Source organism: Roseococcus pinisoli, assembly GCF_018413645.1.
GTDB classification, from domain to species: Bacteria; Pseudomonadota; Alphaproteobacteria; order Acetobacterales; family Acetobacteraceae; genus Roseococcus; species Roseococcus pinisoli.
On sequence record NZ_JAHCDA010000002.1, the window covers coordinates 200,929 to 216,725 of the forward strand.

Annotated in this window: 15 protein-coding genes; all 15 read right to left on the bottom strand. The window is 64.4% G+C overall.

The annotated features are described in order from the left end of the window. Positions 1-72: 72 nt before the first annotated feature. The 15 genes from KHU32_RS09775 to KHU32_RS09840 all read right to left on the bottom strand — a co-directional run bounded on the left by KHU32_RS09775 (position 73) and on the right by KHU32_RS09840 (position 15,791). On the bottom strand, positions 73-378 hold the full coding sequence (locus KHU32_RS09775) for a hypothetical protein (protein ID WP_213669914.1): 306 nt from the start codon (positions 376-378) through the stop codon (positions 73-75). Positions 379-549: 171 nt separating this feature from the next. Beyond that, the gene (locus KHU32_RS09780; RefSeq protein WP_213669915.1) at positions 550-846 is read right to left on the bottom strand and encodes a hypothetical protein; all 297 of its coding nucleotides are present in this window, start codon (positions 844-846) and stop codon (positions 550-552) included. An 83-nt stretch (positions 847-929) separates the two neighbouring features. Then, entirely contained in the window at positions 930-3,248 is a 2,319-nt protein-coding gene (locus KHU32_RS09785; RefSeq protein ID WP_213669916.1) for a hypothetical protein, read from the bottom strand. Positions 3,249-3,310: 62 nt separating this feature from the next. After that, positions 3,311-4,321, bottom strand: coding sequence for a coiled-coil domain-containing protein (locus KHU32_RS09790; RefSeq protein ID WP_213669917.1), 1,011 nt, complete (start codon positions 4,319-4,321; stop codon positions 3,311-3,313). 3 nt (positions 4,322-4,324) lie between these two features. Continuing rightward, entirely contained in the window at positions 4,325-4,804 is a 480-nt protein-coding gene (locus KHU32_RS09795) for a hypothetical protein (RefSeq protein WP_213669918.1), read from the bottom strand. 474 nt (positions 4,805-5,278) lie between these two features. Further along, positions 5,279-5,512 (bottom strand): hypothetical protein, encoded by a 234-nt coding sequence (locus KHU32_RS09800; protein WP_213669919.1) that lies wholly within the window; start codon positions 5,510-5,512, stop codon positions 5,279-5,281. A gap of 179 nt (positions 5,513-5,691) precedes the next feature. Beyond that, on the bottom strand, positions 5,692-6,420 hold the full coding sequence (locus KHU32_RS09805; protein ID WP_213669920.1) for a BRO-N domain-containing protein: 729 nt from the start codon (positions 6,418-6,420) through the stop codon (positions 5,692-5,694). Between the two features lie 463 nt (positions 6,421-6,883). Next, positions 6,884-8,194: a hypothetical protein gene (locus KHU32_RS09810; RefSeq protein ID WP_213669921.1), complete on the bottom strand. Its 1,311-nt coding sequence runs from the start codon at positions 8,192-8,194 to the stop codon at positions 6,884-6,886. A 756-nt stretch (positions 8,195-8,950) separates the two neighbouring features. Continuing rightward, positions 8,951-9,628, bottom strand: coding sequence for a recombinase family protein (locus tag KHU32_RS09815; RefSeq protein ID WP_213669922.1), 678 nt, complete (start codon positions 9,626-9,628; stop codon positions 8,951-8,953). 5 nt (positions 9,629-9,633) lie between these two features. Next, on the bottom strand, positions 9,634-9,975 hold the full coding sequence (locus KHU32_RS09820) for a hypothetical protein (protein ID WP_213669923.1): 342 nt from the start codon (positions 9,973-9,975) through the stop codon (positions 9,634-9,636). Positions 9,976-10,508: 533 nt separating this feature from the next. Beyond that, a complete protein-coding gene (locus tag KHU32_RS09825; protein ID WP_213669924.1) occupies positions 10,509-11,459 on the bottom strand; it encodes a hypothetical protein in 951 nt (316 codons plus the stop codon). Positions 11,460-11,535: 76 nt separating this feature from the next. Continuing rightward, the gene (locus tag KHU32_RS23530) at positions 11,536-11,862 is read right to left on the bottom strand and encodes an SOS response-associated peptidase family protein (protein WP_408887844.1); all 327 of its coding nucleotides are present in this window, start codon (positions 11,860-11,862) and stop codon (positions 11,536-11,538) included. Positions 11,863-12,370: 508 nt separating this feature from the next. Continuing rightward, entirely contained in the window at positions 12,371-12,862 is a 492-nt protein-coding gene (locus tag KHU32_RS09830) for a Mov34/MPN/PAD-1 family protein (RefSeq protein WP_347265533.1), read from the bottom strand. Then, entirely contained in the window at positions 12,841-14,502 is a 1,662-nt protein-coding gene (locus KHU32_RS23450; RefSeq protein WP_213669926.1) for a ThiF family adenylyltransferase, read from the bottom strand. The genes KHU32_RS09830 and KHU32_RS23450 overlap by 22 nt, the downstream gene beginning before the upstream one ends. After that, positions 14,499-15,791, bottom strand: a complete 1,293-nt coding sequence (locus KHU32_RS09840; protein WP_283771043.1) for a CBASS cGAMP synthase — start codon at positions 15,789-15,791, stop codon at positions 14,499-14,501. Before KHU32_RS09840 ends, KHU32_RS23450 begins: the two co-directional genes overlap by 4 nt. Between the last annotated feature and the right edge of the window lie 6 nt (positions 15,792-15,797).

Below are 15,797 nucleotides of genomic sequence, written 5' to 3' on the forward strand. Positions count from 1 at the left end.
GCCGGGTCAAGACCGTGCCGGGCGGGCGAGAGGATATCGGTTTGGGTGCGCGGCGCTTCGGGCGGGCCATGCTCAGTCCTCCCACGGCGCGCGGCCCGCGACTTCGGGCGGCGGAGGAAGTTCCGCCTGTTCCTCCGCTTCGCCCTTCATCCGTCGCTCCATCCACTGGACGCCCCTGCGATACGTGATGGCGCCTGACGTGACCGCATCGGCCATCATGCCGATAGCGAGCCACGCCACGGCCTCGGGCGACAGCGGCGGATTGCCCGACTTCGGATCGTGGAGCTTCCGCGCGATCATCTGCGCGGCCTCCTGAATGCCCCAGTGCAGCGAAATGGTGATGTCGGGAACCTTGGGGCCAGTGGGTAGGAAGGACATGATGGGTTCTCCTCTTGAATGCTGGTGATGCGGGCCGGACCCAGCATCCGGCCCGGGGGAACTATCGGAGGACGGCTCGGCGAAGCGCTCCGAAACGGGCCGTCTCCCGCCCGAAGCGCCGCCCGGTAGAAGGGGAGCCCGCAGCGCTAAAACGTCGCGGGCGCCCAAACGTCAGCCCTCCCGAGGCGCCAGGTGTGAGGTACCCTCCGCGTTCGCGGGTTCCGATACTGGTTCCCGCAACTGGCGAGCCATCCAGTTTTCGATGTCGAGCGCCTGGGTCGCTCCCGCAGCGACCGCCCCATCGAGCAAGGCAATGGCGAGCCCCGCAACGGTCTCAACCGTCAGATGCGGCTTGCCGGTCTGGTGGTGCGGGAACGCCTGGGCGATCCGCAGCGCCGCCGCCTCGAACCCGGAATGCAGCGGAATGAGGATAGGGGGCGCGGCGGATGTGATCTGAGGAATGGTCATCTTATGGGAGTCCTTATGATGGCTTGGGGCCGAGCACCGAGCCCGGTCGGTTTGTAAAGAGAGAGGCCACGCCCTCCCGGCGCTTATTGGCGGTTCACGCGCCGGCCGATGTTGAGGCGTGGCGTGACAGGCGTTCCGGCGACCTCACGCTCTTCTCGCGTCCTGACCTCCTGCTGCTCGGCAGTAGCGCCGCGCTCAGTGAAGCCGTACCGGTAGAAGAGCTGGAGCCCTCGGCCGCTATCGACCGGAGCCAGGACGAGGCGGGGCGCGTTCTGCATCGACGCTGGCAGCGCCGCCTGGATCGCGGTGCGGGCGCCATCCATGTCGGTCGGGAGGCGAACCTCCTTGCCGTCAATGTTCACCGTGCCGCCCAGCTCGAAGTAGACCGGGCCGTCCCCGTTACGCCCAGGCGCGGCGGTCGCCCCCTGGAGCACCACGGGGTAGAGCCCTTGGCCCGAGCGGCCCATGTCGATCCCCAGGCCCAGCCGCCCGCCGTTCGCGAGGAACCCGCCGAAGACGCGCTGGGCGTCCGACAGGTCGCGCACCGAGGTCCGCAGGGTGTTCTCGGGCTGGCCGGTGGAGGGGTTCGTCACGGCCACGCCGCCGCGAACCACGGGCTCGCCATCAGCATGGCGGTCGGCGTTGGTGCGGCGCAGGGAGGCGATGATCGCGCCGTCCGCGCCGGGACGCAGCTCGATGCGATCCCCCAAGTCCTTCACTGAGTTGGTCACCGCGTTGTCCACGGAGCTACCCAGGGCGGACGCCACGCGCGCCGCGCTGTCGGCGGAGCCGTTCACGCGCGCCTCCAGGTCGGCGTCCATGCGGACGGAGTACCCCTGCCGAAGCATCGTGTTCCAGAACCCGCTGTTCTGGCCGACCCATTCGTTGAGCCCATTCTGGATCAGCGTCCGCCGCCGCGTCTCGCCCTGCGCCTGGGACTGCTGGCTGAGCAGCCGGTGCAGAGGTACGGCATCCGCCGCGCGGCGGGCATCATTGCCGCCCATTGAGCTGAGCGCCGAGAACGCCCGGTCGAGCGCCTCCGGAGAGATGTCCGCCCGGTCGGCCAGGATGCGATAGAGCGCCCGCTGCTCCTCAGACACGAAGCTCAGAGCCCGCTCACGCGAGGAGCCCGTGGCCGTCTCGATAGAGCGGTAGTAGCGAAAGGCGGCCTTCTGCGCTTCGGGGTCATTGAAGTTGGCGAGCGCGCTGCGCGCCTGTTCCTGCATGACGTCCGACTGAGCGCCCAGGCGGGCGACGATGCGGCCCACCTGATCCGGCTGCGTCAGCAGCGAGACGCGGGGCTGCCCCTCCGCCACCGGGAGTGCTTGGAGGAAGCTGTCGATGTTCTGTCGGGCGAAGCTCGGGTCCGGCGTCATGCCGCCCGTGGCCATCAAGCGCATCTGCTCGACGTTGGCCTCGCGCTGACGAAGCGGAGCCAGGGCGGAGGTCACCGCGCGCCGAGCCGCCGCGTATTCGTTCTGTCCGCCGTGCTGCCCATACAGGGTTTCGATCTCCGGGAGCAGCTCGGTGAGCTGCGTGGAGGTCGTGGCGGTCGAGATGCGGTCTCGCATGGTGGTCCAGGCCGTCGAGCCCGCCACGGTGTTCGCCCGTTGGAGGCGGTTGTTGAGCTGGGTTTCCAGCTCCATGCCGGCCTGGGGGTTGGCCTCGAAGAACGACATCCCGTTCGGACCCGAGCCGCGCGTGCGGAGGATCGAGAGGGTCCGCTCGATGCCCGCCGGGGTCGCCGGGGTCGCAGCGAGGATCGCGGAGGTCACAGTGGCCTGGGCCCGCTGAGGCTCATGGGGGTTCAGGGTGCGAGCCTGGGAGACCCAGCGCCCGACATCCTCGACGCCCCAGGAGCCCGCCTGGACGGACCTGCCGATGACCCCGTTGAGGGCCTGGGAGTTGTCCTCCAGCGTGGCCCGCACGCTTTCCCCCCGATGCCGGGTGACCCCCATGTCCACCGCCCGGAAGAGCGTGGAGAGGGCCGTGCGGTCGAAGATGGGGTCGCCACTGCCGCGCCCGACGTTCTCCTTGACCCAGTCGTTCGTCAGGGCGCGGAGGTCAGCACCTGCCGGGGCCCGGTCGAAGACCTCGGAGGTCCAGCGGGTGGCGAGGTCCATGCCGTGACGCTGGCCGCGAACCTCAGCGGCGGTGCGCCGATAGACGCCGTACTGCTGGCGCTCCGGGTTTTCCCCGCGCCCCGAAAGGATGTCTGCGGCGGCTTCATTTTGGAGCGTCGTCCGCAGCTCCTGGGCGTCCTGCTGAGCGATGAGCGCATCGGTCTGCATGTCGACGCGCTGCTGTTGACCAGCGGCGGTGATCATTGAGTTGAGCGAATTGAAGGCCCCGCCAAAGGCGCCGAAAGCCATCTGGATCGCGGCCAGCCGATTGTCGGCCATGGTGTGGTTCTCCTGGAGAAAGCGAATGAAGTAAGCCGACCCTCGGCCCGGCTCCGGGGTGACTATCGAAGGACGCTCTGGCGCAGCGCCTCGTAACGAGCCGCTTCCCGTGCTGTCTGGCGCTGCTGGTTGAAGTAGTTGCCCGCCACCTGGAGCCCGCTGTTGACCACCGAGAAAATCCCGTTGGTCACCGCCATGCTCGCTGCCAGCTCCGCCTGACGCTGCTGGATGCCCAGCACGTTGGCCTGAGAGGCGATGGTGGCGTTCTGCGTGGTGGCGCCGATGCGCTTCGCCGCGATGTCCACCCCGGCGTTGTGCCGGTCGCGCTCGATGGCGCGGTCCTGGAGGTCCAGGGCGACGGTCTGGAGGGCGGCCTTGCGCTCGCTCGACACGAGGTTCGCGCGCTCGCCCTCGATCTGCTCCACCTGCCCCTGGAGGTCCAACAGCGAGGACGCTGTGGAGATGCCCGCCTTCTGGCGGTCCAGGTCGAGGGTGGCCATCGCCTCGCGGCTGCCGCGCTGTGCCTCGCCGATGTCGGCGCCTTCCGTGTGGGCGATCCCTCGGGCCAGCGCCAGGACGGTCGTGCCGGACAAGCCGGCTTCCGCCTGGATGGCGTCGAGGGTTCCCAGGGCCGCAGCGGCTTCCGCCATGGTCTTGGCCTGGGTGTTCACCGTTTCGGCACGGGCGGACGCTCGCTGGATCGCAATGCCGCGCATGGTGAGGTCGGCGTTGGCGAGCACCAGGTCTGCGTCCACCCCGGCGCGCAGGGCGGCCGACGCGAGGGCCCCCCGGCGGGTCTTGAGGTCGTCCTGGGCGATCCCCAGTTCGGCCCGCGAAAGCGCGTTGCTGTACGCGGCGTCGTCTAGCTGGAGCATCGTGGAGTCGTACTGGCTTTCAGCGACGAGCTTGTTCAGCTCGCCCATCTGCTGCTGGAGCCCGAGCTGCTTGGCCTGTTCGGCGGCTTGCTGGGCGCTGAGCTTGGCGGAGGACGACGCGGCGCTGGCACCTGCGGCGGCTTGGCCGGCCGCCGAGGCGACCGACAGGCCCGCGATAATTGCGGTTTCGACACCCATGAGTCAGGCGCTCAGGCGCCGGAGCGCGGCAAGGCGGCGCGCAGCCTCCGCTTGACTGAGGACGGCGAGATTGGCCCTGCGAAGGTCGAGACCGCTCCCGTTGCGGTAGCAGACGACTTGCCCGCGCTTGGCGCCCGCGATGATCCTGGCGAGGACCGCCGTGGGCCGTTCTCCGTTCTGACGCGCAACGTGCGCCAGCCGGCCGGCTCCGCAGACGACGCGCCCATTCCGTCGCTGGCCGTTGAGGTTCCAGCCCCAGCGGTCGCCATGCGAAGCACGGACCTCGGCCCAATCCGAGGCGTCGAGGGTCATCCATTTGCCGGTGCCATAGGTGCCGCCGAGGGCGACGAAGACGGTCTTGCCATCCTCGGAAGCACGGACGACGGGGTCGGGACGAAGTTCTACGGGACGGACGAAGCGCCGTTTGGCGCGCTGCGGAGGGGCCTGGGTGCGATGGCCGGGTGAGGAAGGATTGGTCTGCACGGAATGCTCCATGGGATGGAGCGCCGTGACGCCTCCCCGCTCGCCGGGGTGGCTGCGGGACGGCGCTCGGGTGTCGTGGTGGCGGGCGCGGTGATGGCCCATGGACGGGCGGTGGCGGGCCGCGAGGATTGCACGGCGGCTCGGCCAGATGCTGTTGTGTAGCGAGACGGTCCGAGGGGAGTCGGCGCTTGAACTACTGTACGTGGCTCTGCGTTAAGAACGACGGTGTGTTCTGGTTCGGCGTCTTCCTGACCGTCTTAGGGGGCCTTATCGGGCTGGGCGTGCTGCCTGGGGCCTCGGGCAGCTCCAACTTCGGGAATGGAGTAGCGTTCGCAGCAGGAGTTGGCGTGGTGGTCTGGCGCCTGTGCGTGGGGCGTGCCGCAGGAGAGCGGCTCCGGCGCGAGTGTTCGCTGTTGCCGGAAGAGCGACTTGAGTAGCTCCGCCAGGGGCCGGGCTTTGCGTCGGGTGCGGTGACTAAGTCGCGCGGCCAGCGAGAACAGCGCGGTAGCTGTTGAGCGCGTCGGCCAATTCGCCCTTCTGGGCCAGCCACGCGGCGACCCGCAGGGCGGTGCGCATGGCGTCCGTGGGCGTGACATAGGGATGGCTCAGGGCGGCGCGGTGGCCGTTTGCCACGGCCATCAGGTTCGCGCTGTCTTCTTGCGTGGCGCGGATTGCGATGAAGGGCTTCGATGTGGACTGGCTGGGCATGGTGCCTCCGGGTGCGTGATCGGGTTATCTAAAAAGACAGGTCGACAGGGGGGCGCGCATTCGCGCGACGGTGAGATGCCGCTTGGGCGGGCGCCGCACGGCGTGGGCGGGGCTTCTGTAATAGGGTCAGAGAATTGACACACAGGATAACGCCAGCCCGCCGCACCCGTAGTTTTTTCCTACGGGTAGGTCAGCCACCGCGACGATCTGCTTCTCGTCCCCGGCCAGTCGAACAGCGTCCTGGCGAACGCCGATAAGGACAGATGGTCGGCCCGAGCGGCCACGGCTGCGGAGCCCGCCACCTGCTGTTCGGTCTCCTCCAGACGCTGCTTGGTCAGGAGGAGGGTCCCCTCCAGGACGCGCACCTGGTTCTCCGCCGCAATCCGCTGGTCGCGTTCGGCGATCACCGCAGTCCTCGCGGCATCCAACTGCTGTTCCAGCGCGGCTGTCTTCTGAGTTCGGAGCGCGTCGAGGTCATTCAGGTCCAGGCCGTGGGCCACTGGATCTTTCAGCAGCTCTTCGCCCCGGACATAAACGCCGTCCTTGCGGATTGCGGGGAGGACGTCGCGCGTCACCCAGTCCTGGAACTTGCGGACAGCGTCGCTGCGCTCCGGGCGGGCACGCAGGATGAGCTTGTAGAGTCCGCCCTCCGAAAGGAGCCACATCCGTCGGGCCATCACGACGCCCCCGTCTGGTGAACCTACGGGGAGGTCGTCCACCATTTCCTGTCGCTTCTCGTCATCGGCGATGCGCTTGGCATGGTGTCGGAACGATCCGTCCGTACCAGGTCGAAGGCCGGTCGCCCGGCACGCGTCCGCGTGGACGAACCAGGGACTCCCCTCGATCTCCACCACGCGCACCTTCGCGCCGGTCTCGGGGAACACGAACAGGCTGTTGGAGGTGGACATCAGGCGGCTTCCTTCTGGATGAGCTTGGAGGCGAACGCCCACGGCTTCGGCGGGCAGAGCATGGGTAGGCGCAGGGGCGCGGCGAGCGCGGCCCGCTCCCAGGGAAAAATCCTGGGAGGTCGCCCACCATCTCCTGCCGCTTCTCGTCGTCACCAAGTCGCTTCGCGCTGTGCATGAGGGGTTGCGCCCCGAATCCGCGCACTCCATCATGCAAGCACCCCACGAGATGGCCTGGGGAAGCGGATGCGGAGGGCGCAATCCCCGCTCAGCAGCGTCCCCGGGCCACCTTCCTTCATGGCAGCGCGTCTCGCCGCCGCCATTCGCGATGCGGGCGCGCAGACCGTACGGGCCTTATCTGCCTCCCTTATGGAGACCTAGGGGTGCACCAATGGATGTGCCGCGATGGACCAGACCACGAACCAGCGACCGTCCTCACGCTTGGATGGAAGCGCGGAGGCGCGCGTCAGAGCGCAGGGGTCATGCGCTCCGCGTCGTCCTCGGCGATCTTCACCATCGCCATGCCCCGGACGCCTATGACGGCCCGGAAGCTTTCCTCCATGATCCGCTGCGCCGCGTCCGCGTGGATCGCAGGGACCACGACGGCGTCATGGACGGGGAGGGCAACGATACTCTTCGACCGCATCCGCTCCAGCGCGCACAGGAGCGCTGTTGCCTCCAGGCACATCGCATGAAGACCGAACTCGGTTCCTGTGATCGTCTCAATGGGAGGATGAGCCTTGAAGATGGCGCCTCGCACGTCGCGCCAACGAGCAGTCTTCCCGAATAGCTCCCGAACTCCCTGGGGGAACCGTGTGACTTCGTCGTGGGCTACAAGGAGTGCGCCCACCGCCGTCTTCAAGGCGTCCCGACGCCAAGGCCCGATGGACGCATAGAGGTCGCCGTCAGGAGGCTCGCTGCCGCAGTGCGCATACGCGATGCGCAGCCACGCTGCCGACCAGTCCACCGCCGCAACGCGCTCGCCGCCGATGCGAAGACGGCGCAGCCGAGCCCGCCCCGGCATGGGCTGCCAGAAGCCGCCATAGAGGCGCCCGCCAGCCGCGAAGTCCTCGGCACTGTTGGGGACGATGGGGCGGTTGAAGATACGACGAAGGCGGCGTTCGGTGGTGTCCACGGGTGGTCCATCTGCGGTCACGATCAGGTCCGTCTCTGCGAGCCAGGAGTTCAGCGCCTCCACCTCCCGCCGGAGTGCCTGGGTTTGCGCAGTGTCGGCATACTCAACCAGGTCGCCCCGGTCCTGCCGCTCCCGTTTGGCGTCGCGAAGTACCAGCACTTCCTGATGACCAGCGGCAGTGCGCACGTCTGCGAGCAAGGCGCCGTGCGCTGCGATCATTTCCGCGAAGCGCGAAGTCGGGTGCAGCGTGGAGCGCCTTCCGACCCTCCCGATCTCCAGCGACGCCAGCCCCGCGACTTGAAGCCCCTGCACGGCGGCTCGCATCATCGGCACGGGCAGGGGGGTGACAGCATATCGGGACGCCTCAGCGGGGCCCCTGGGCTTCGCCAGGGACACCGCGAGGCCGCCCGGGTAACCGCCGAGATGCGCCTTCGCCAAGCCGGCTGAGAGGCTTTCCACCGTCTGCTGCCAACGCGCTGCCGCTAGAGCGCGCATGGCCCGCTGACGGACCTGGAGGCCGTCCAGCGTGGTCCGCACCGCACGCGCCAAGGATTTCCCGGCGGGCGTCGTGAATGCGAGGTTCGGCACGTGCCACGCTTCGCGCGCAGGAGGCGGGGCATCGGCAGTCGATAGGTCGGACATCACGGGTCCATCTCTTCCTTAGACCGTGCGGTGCGACTGGCGCGGTCGCGGGCGCGCAGATACTTTGCGTGGGCTTGCGCTCGCCGCGCCTCCTGAATTTCGGATGCAGGAACGGCCTGTTCTTTGGGAACCATGAGTCGGCCCACCTGATAGGTCTGGAGGCGCCGCCGCCAATCACCGATAGGCAATTCCATAGGCTGCCCCCGCCCCACCGGCACCAATGGCCCTCTCGCCTCCTCGGTGGATTGAGCCGGCGCCTCGGCCTCGGGGGCAGGGCTATGATCTTCTTGCCGGCAGGTGCCCCGACGCCCGGGGCTGCCGCCCCGTGGCCCAATGGGTCGAGGTGACGCGTCGCGGAGCCTCGGGCCATCCGGGAGGCGCCGTGCGAGTGCGTTGAGCGCGTCCGCCATCGTCGGTCCCGATGCCAGTTCCCTGTCCCCACTGACCGCCAGCACCCGACGCCCAAGACGGATGACGTGGAGGTCAGCCAGGACTTCGTCCGCGTCGCGCCAACAATACTCCGGCTCCAAAGCATAATACTCCTCCCCCAAATCGGTGAGGCAGAGCGAAACTCGGAACGGCCTGGGCATGGCCCAAAATTGGATCACGCGCGCGTCATACTCGTTGAAAGGGCCCAGAAAGCTCTTAGGCATTCGCCAATCTCCCGCGCAGTGGCGAAGACCATACCGCTGGCTTATTGCTCGTATAGTTCGCGACCTGGCGTCGTGCAGTATGCGTATTGCTGTCGATGAGCGCCTATTCGGACTCCGACCGTTGGTTCCGAAGCGCAGCTTCTGGCGCGTCCGCATTCTGCCGCGTTTCTGATGCTGCTGCCTTGACGCGCTGGACAACGCTGGACCCGACCCCCACCTCTCGCGCAACTCGCAGAATGCCGTGCCCCAGGGCCAAGCGTTCACGGATCGCCGCCTCCTTGTCCGCGGACACGCTGGGCCGGCCGATGGGTTTCTTGTTTGGACGCGGCCCATGCTTCTTCACATGCGCGAGGCCGGCGATAATCCGGTCGCGGATCAGGCCGCGCTCAAGCTCGGCAAAGACTGCGGCGATCCCGAACATGGCTTTCCCATACGGCGACGTCGTATCCAGAGCTTGGCGCTCAACAAAGACATCCACACCTGCGCTGTGCAGGTCGTCCAGGGCGGTAAGCGCAGTAGCGGATGAGCGTCCAAGGCGGTCCACTGCCCACACCATCAGCACGTCGAAGCGGCGCCGCACAGCGTCCTTGAGCATTTTGTCGAAGCCAGGGCGCTTATCTCGCCCCTTCGCACCGCTTATGCCGGCGTCCTCATATTCGGCGACCACCTTCCAGCCGCGCCGCTCCGCGATTTCTGTGAGCGCGTGACGCTGGTTCTCCGTGGTCTGTCCATCGGTGCTGACGCGGAGATAGAACGCGGCGCGTTCGGGTTTGCTGGCCATGTGGATCAGGCATCCACAGCGCGTGGGGCGCCGGGGATCCATGCCTCCAATGTGGCCAGCGTCTCGGCCATGTTCCGGCCAGAAGCCAACACCTCCTCCCCCACAACGGCGAGCACCTGGGCACCTTTGCGAAAGACATGAAGCCCCTCTAGCGCTTCGCCAATTCGGCCCCAATGCTCGGGCGCCACGAGCGCCATGAACCGCTCCCCGCCACCCTCCACGGCATCAGGCTCAGCGGCCAAGCCACGGCGATAGGCCCAGGCTGTGATGGCGCTCAACTCGGCATCGGACAGGCCGCGCGCGACGCGCGGTGCGGACGGAAACATCAGAACGTTTTGTTGCAACATCGGAGCCTCTGTCATTGGCCCGAGAATCATTTCAGACGACTATACGGAAATCAAGTGGTTTCCGCATGGAAAATGAGCCATCCCAGCAGCGAGGATTTCCGCGGGATTGCCGCTGGCTTCTTGAGAGAGGTTTCCGCATAGCCGGACAGGGCCCGACCGGCAGCGGGGCGGGGCTTGCGAGCAGCTCTTAGCGTGCTTGCGGTAGGCCTCGCAGGGGCACCGCGGGTTGCCTCACGGTACTCCAGGCCAATCCACCGATACGGAGCTGCCTCTGAAGTCAGCAGAATCTCTGCCGCCACCTAGCCCAGGCGCCCCCACCCACGCGCCCCGGAATGGGCTGGGGGCGTGGGGGGGGGGGCAGCCGCTTCGCGCGGGCGATCGTATACGCTCGCAAATCCCTGGCCAATTTTCGAACGGCCGCAGCCACTCGGTTTAACCCGGGTAGATATATCAGGAATGATCCCGTGAAGTTTGGTGGGCAATACCCCTCAGCTCCTCGTTCGAAAGGCGCTCCAGTCAATATTGATCGTCAGTCAGGTTCTGGATTGGCTTCCACCTCGGCGGAGTAGGGATAGTGATTCAATTATTTTCTCGATGAGAACCATTTCGTCTTTCTGAAGTTTTCTTGCCTCAATTAGATCAGTGGTTTCATCTTTTCCCAGCTTGCCGGCGTTTGAATAAATAGTCATGGCCATCAGAACATCTTTTGTTGGCGTAATTGTTTTATTTTCTGTAAACATATGAAGAATAACTAAATTTTCTTCTCGTGCTCTTTTTATATTTTCGAAATATCTATATTCATCCATAGATGTACGGTGCTGCCTTAAGAAATATAAAGCGATGAATTCAATAAAAAATAAAATTGAGAATGAAGGTATATAAGACACAATATATGTATATATATTAACAAATTCAAGATTTCTATTTATATTGACCATATAAAAGAACATGAGACCAACAAAAGATATGCCAGTCCCGATGACTAAGCACATGTTGGACTTTCGCAATATTCCTGCTGCTATCCTTGCACTGTCCCTTGATAGTTCAGCCATCAGGGTTCGTGGATCATGTGCTTTATCGATCACTTTCGACTTAAGGGATTCATCCACAAGATCGACAATTTCACGGCCAAAGACCGCTTTTCCTACGAGTTTATTTTTTGTCGAGCCAATTTCTTTAATATCTAATAAAAAATTCACATACAAAGAGATAAAATAACTGACAGGAAGCTTCTTTGTATTTACCCAAAAGGAAAATAATACGGTTATCCCTAGCACACCGGTGAGGGCCGGTCCAATTATGTACCTTCCAGACCTAGATATTGCGGTCGAAATATTTTCATCCGGAAGCCAATTTTCGATTATTGCCAAGTATATATCAATAACAAGCCAAATTCCAGCCAGCACCCAAGCTAGAGTTTCAATCGGTCGCAAAAAACGTTCGATTTGAAGAAGTCTAATATGCCTGATTGCATCAACGCTCATATGATCATCCTTGGCGGAATTAATCCGAACAATCTCAACATATCTAAATGCGCAACAAACCGAAAGACATCGTACTCTACCTTTGGTACTTCCAGATTCGCCGTTGTGGAACCGAACCGGCCGCGTAATCCCCTCGGCCGGCGCGCCCGTATCGTGGGCCTGTACGTGCCCGAGATGCATGGTCTTCGTCCGGCCAATGCAGCGTCACCGATTGCCGGCAAGTCCACGAGCCAAATCCCGAAGTTTTCCATTGAAGCCGCGGTACACTAACGTGAGTGGACGCGGCCAGCTGATTCGCCTCGGTAGTGATGACACAGTAGTAGCCTGTCACTGCGTCGTCCGAGGAGCTGTAGCGTCTCCAAAGCCCAGCGAGGCCAAGCGGCTTCCTATCGCGGCGCGAGATGCCAAACCGCCGGCCACCCTCCGCCCCATTCGTGTTGCGCTAGTGTATTCTGTGGCGGGGATTATAGCCCGGCGCTTCTGGAGGGCAGCCGCGAACATGGGGAGCGCCACCGTCTCAGCACTGGCGTGTAGGCCGACCCGGACGCGGTTCAGCGTGAAGGACCAGCCGATCTTCGCCTGGGGGCCTGTGGCGGCAGAGCGGCGAATGGGAGGGGCGGTCTACTCAGGTGTCATGACGGAGTGCAACGAGGCCATCCGAACGGTTTATGATCGGATGCCCGTGCTGCTGATGCCAGACGAATGGGAGCGGAGCGCTGGCTGCAAGGCTCCTATGAAGACGTGCTCGGCTTCCAAAGCCGCTGCTTCCCAGACGACCTCATCGTCATGCGGCGCACCGCTGACCCATGGTGCACAAAGGCGCCTCCTCCGGCCGCGGCGGGGACGCTACTCTAGGCTGCTCGATGGTGGCGAAACTCGTCGTCCGCCGACGCCGTTCACGCTGTCCAAAACTAGGAAAAAATCGTGCCTACTCGGCCGGCTAGGCCGGGCTTAAGCCGTGCTCGTGTTGACCATGCAAAACGCGGCCTGACGACAAAAAGTCCCCATCCGCTCGGAGCAGCAACGGCGAATGCCATGGGCCGCCCCACCCGCTTCACCTCAGACCTCCAGGTCCGAATGTCTATCGACGACGGGGTCGGGCCACCCAAGGGGTGGGTGTGCCATTCACCGGCATACCCCACCGTGCCGTCGGAAGCGGTCCAAGCCAGATCGTGGGCCCGTTGATGGAGTGGATCGGATCGGCCGAAGGAAAATGCCTGACGGTCGTCCTTCGGTCCTGGGTGCGTCATCGCTGTCAGTTCCATGTCGCGGCCGCGATAAGCACCGAGCAAAATCCCGCCAGCCTCTGGCTGGCCTCTGCAGACACCCACTAAGCGGTCCAGTTCCTCACAAACCGCGTGGTAAACCAGGACACGCAGGGTCACGGCGCGGCAGCGCCGCACGTGGGACAATCCGTCCGAGCCATCACGTCCGTATCCGGCACAGAATTTGTGGCCGAGTGATCGACGCGCAAAGTCCGGAACGATGGCTGCACGCCGCCCCCGGCCCATTCCAATGCCATCGCCGCTGCAAGGCCCGCCGCCATCGCAGGAGCGGCCACGCCATAGGGCATGAAATCGGCCTCGCCGCACGCTGCCGGCACCGCATCCAGAGTGGCGTTCTCGCGAAGCACAGCTGGCCTAGAGCCGAACGGGAAGCAGCAATCTAAACAACCCCGGCCCTCAGCGTTCGAGGCGACATAGAGCGCTTGAGCAGCAGCTCCCTGGCCGACTAGCCAAACAAAAATCGCGTCGGGCGAGGTCGGTCGCCGTTCAACGAGTTCACGGTTCAGGGCGCGAGAAAGGCCTTCCTCGCCCGTCGCGTCGATGAGCAGGTCAGCTCGGCTGAGCAGACCCAGCCGATCCATAGCGTCCTCTCCGATCCCCTGGACCGCCACGCCTGGAGCGAACCGCTCCAACTCGCTGGCCAACGCGGCAGCTTTGCCAGATCCGATGTGTGCAGCTCCAAGCCAGTGCCGCCCGAGATTTCCGGTGGCGAGGGTGTCCATGTCCAAAAGGACCAGGCGCCCTCCGCCAAACCCTGCGCCGCACTGAATGAGGAGCCGCGCGAGGTGACTTCCGATGGAGCCGCAGCCAACAAGGACAATGAGACGGGCCGAAAGGCTGGGGCGCCCCGGCAGGTTTCTCGTGACCGCGTGCTCAACGTCCATCCGGACCCCTCTCAGCCGAATCACCTCAATCCTTTCCGCGCCCTGCACGATGCGGCTCGACCAGAACTGCTTGGTGCTAGCTGCTTGCTGCCAAAGCCGCGGAAGGAGGAGCTGGACGCCTATGCAGCCGTTTGGACCGAGCACGAATAGGTGGACGTCCTCTTTGAAGAAATGGCGAGCAGCGGCGGCGGAGAGCCGCTCAACCAAACCCTGATCGATGCCTTCCACCCAATCGAGGAACTGGCGCAAGTTCTGCGGCACGCCAGGAGGACCTAGGTTCAGCTCATGATCCGTACGGCCAATCCAGGCGTGTGCAGCAACGGGCCGACTAAGCTGGCCCATGGCTCCTCCATCGTGCCCTCCGGACGGCAAACCCCGGGTCAACACCGACATGGCCTTGGCGCCCTGGCGCGGCAGCATCAGGATCGACGCCATCCCCTCTGGCGTGTCGGGAGGTAGAGCCACATGGATGGGCGTGTTGCTGCGCCAGTGCTGAGGAAATTCCGCTGCCACGTCCCGTCGACCGTCCGGCCCGAGAATTCGTCGAAGCGTCGCGTGCACCCACTCCAGGGCAAGGAGCACTGAGCCACCAGGATCATGGTGGCTGAGGATCAACGTTCCTGGGGCGGCAAAGCAGAGGAAGTCCTCATCCTCGATATGAGCCCAAATGCCGGGCAAGTCTTCTGCTCGATGGGTTAGGCGTACACGCGGGATGCGGGAGAACGCGAGGCAGGGGATCGAGAACTCCAGCCGGATTGGCCTCGTGTCCATTGCCACCGCGCCCACGTAGACGAGGCCTCGATCTTCGAGATGCCGAAAGCCGACTTGCGCGAGCGCCTCCGTGATCTGCCGCTGTGCCTCGCCGGGGGTCACCCTGAGTTCGTGCGCCCGACGACCGTTGCAGGGATATACGTCCTCGGCCGCGCCAGGATCGTCTCCTCTTCGCTCGCGAGGACGTCCACGAGGCTTTCGTCCGCGGGAACCCGCTTGCCAAGGCATTTGGTCAGCTGCGCGAGGGCAACATCGGCGCGGGTCGCGCTTTGGGCCTCGTGCAGTGCCTCCCGCAGCTTCTGCGCGGCCGTGATGAACCCTACCCGAGCGGCGTCGGTCCAGTCAGCATCCAGGTTGGCCTCGGGGTCCTTGGGAAGCACGGGATTCCTGATGGGCCCCTTAAGAAGCGCCGGCATTCTGTCCGCGACAGCGATCAGAGCTTCGTCCTCGCGGCTCGCGTCCAAGAAGCGGCGATTCTCCTCGAAGGCCGTAACGGCCATAGCCATCAGCGTGATCGACGAGATGCCAGCCTCCGGGTCGACCCACTGCTGGTCGCGCCACGCCTTAAGGTAGCGGCACACGTGGCGAAGATGCGGGTTGTGCTTGCTCACGGCACCGATGAACCAGTCATGCAGCTTACGGGGGTCGGACTGGACCCAACTTCCGTCCCTGCGCGCCAGCATGATGCGGTCTTCAGGCAGACTGCGGTAGACCTGATCACCGAACTCCGCCGCGTCCATCGTCAGCCCTTGCGAGTGGAGGGCTTTCTCGAGCTTCTCGAAGTCGTCGTCGGGGATGGCATAGAGCGGCAGGTCGATGTGGGTCTTCCGGTCAAGCAAAACGCGAACGCAGGACGGCTTACAGTCAGGACCCTTGTCGCAGAGCGTCCAACCCCGCTGAATGCAGAGGGGACGAAGGGCGTCTTCAATAACCTTGAAATAGGCCTTGGCCGCAATGGCGGGGCGTCCACTCTGGCTCAAGAACGACGTTGGCAGAAAAGTGCCGTCGTCCAAGTCCACGTGCTGAGGTGGTGTGTGCTGAGGCACCGGATCGTTCAGGGTTCTATAGGAGTAGCTACCCTGGCCACGAAAGCGGGGAGTTGGCCGGAAGCCGCGCAGGAACTCGTCCGTACGATAAAGCGGGGGAGCGTCGTTGAGGAGTAGGCGCTTCGCCATCAAGGAATCATCTGCGACCGTCCGGAAGGCAGTCCTGATGCACTCCCGGATGACATTGCGGGCGTCGCGGAGAGCATTCTCCTCGGTTTCCGAGAGAGTAATTGCGCCCAGGAAATCGGGCTTAGTGCCCGAGCCGCGGAGGACGCGATGAAAGTTCGTGGCCACAGGGTGAACCTCACGCAATGGGTGATTGACCGTGCATATATGGTGGTCCATGAGTAT

What these genes read in the sequence shown, in the direction of transcription:
- KHU32_RS09775 (WP_213669914.1), bottom strand. Translation starts at nt 378, where the DNA reads ATGTCCTTCCTACCCACTGGCCCCAAGGTTCCCGACATCACCATTTCG.
- KHU32_RS09780 (WP_213669915.1), bottom strand. Translation starts at nt 846, where the DNA reads ATGACCATTCCTCAGATCACATCCGCCGCGCCCCCTATCCTCATTCCG.
- KHU32_RS09785 (WP_213669916.1), bottom strand. Translation starts at nt 3,248, where the DNA reads ATGGCCGACAATCGGCTGGCCGCGATCCAGATGGCTTTCGGCGCCTTT.
- KHU32_RS09790 (WP_213669917.1), bottom strand. Translation starts at nt 4,321, where the DNA reads ATGGGTGTCGAAACCGCAATTATCGCGGGCCTGTCGGTCGCCTCGGCG.
- KHU32_RS09800 (WP_213669919.1), bottom strand. Translation starts at nt 5,512, where the DNA reads ATGCCCAGCCAGTCCACATCGAAGCCCTTCATCGCAATCCGCGCCACG.
- KHU32_RS09805 (WP_213669920.1), bottom strand. Translation starts at nt 6,420, where the DNA reads ATGTCCACCTCCAACAGCCTGTTCGTGTTCCCCGAGACCGGCGCGAAG.
- KHU32_RS09810 (WP_213669921.1), bottom strand. Translation starts at nt 8,194, where the DNA reads ATGTCCGACCTATCGACTGCCGATGCCCCGCCTCCTGCGCGCGAAGCG.
- KHU32_RS09815 (WP_213669922.1), bottom strand. Translation starts at nt 9,628, where the DNA reads ATGGCCAGCAAACCCGAACGCGCCGCGTTCTATCTCCGCGTCAGCACC.
- KHU32_RS09820 (WP_213669923.1), bottom strand. Translation starts at nt 9,975, where the DNA reads ATGTTGCAACAAAACGTTCTGATGTTTCCGTCCGCACCGCGCGTCGCG.
- KHU32_RS09825 (WP_213669924.1), bottom strand. Translation starts at nt 11,459, where the DNA reads ATGAGCGTTGATGCAATCAGGCATATTAGACTTCTTCAAATCGAACGT.
- KHU32_RS09840 (WP_283771043.1), bottom strand. Translation starts at nt 15,791, where the DNA reads ATGGACCACCATATATGCACGGTCAATCACCCATTGCGTGAGGTTCAC.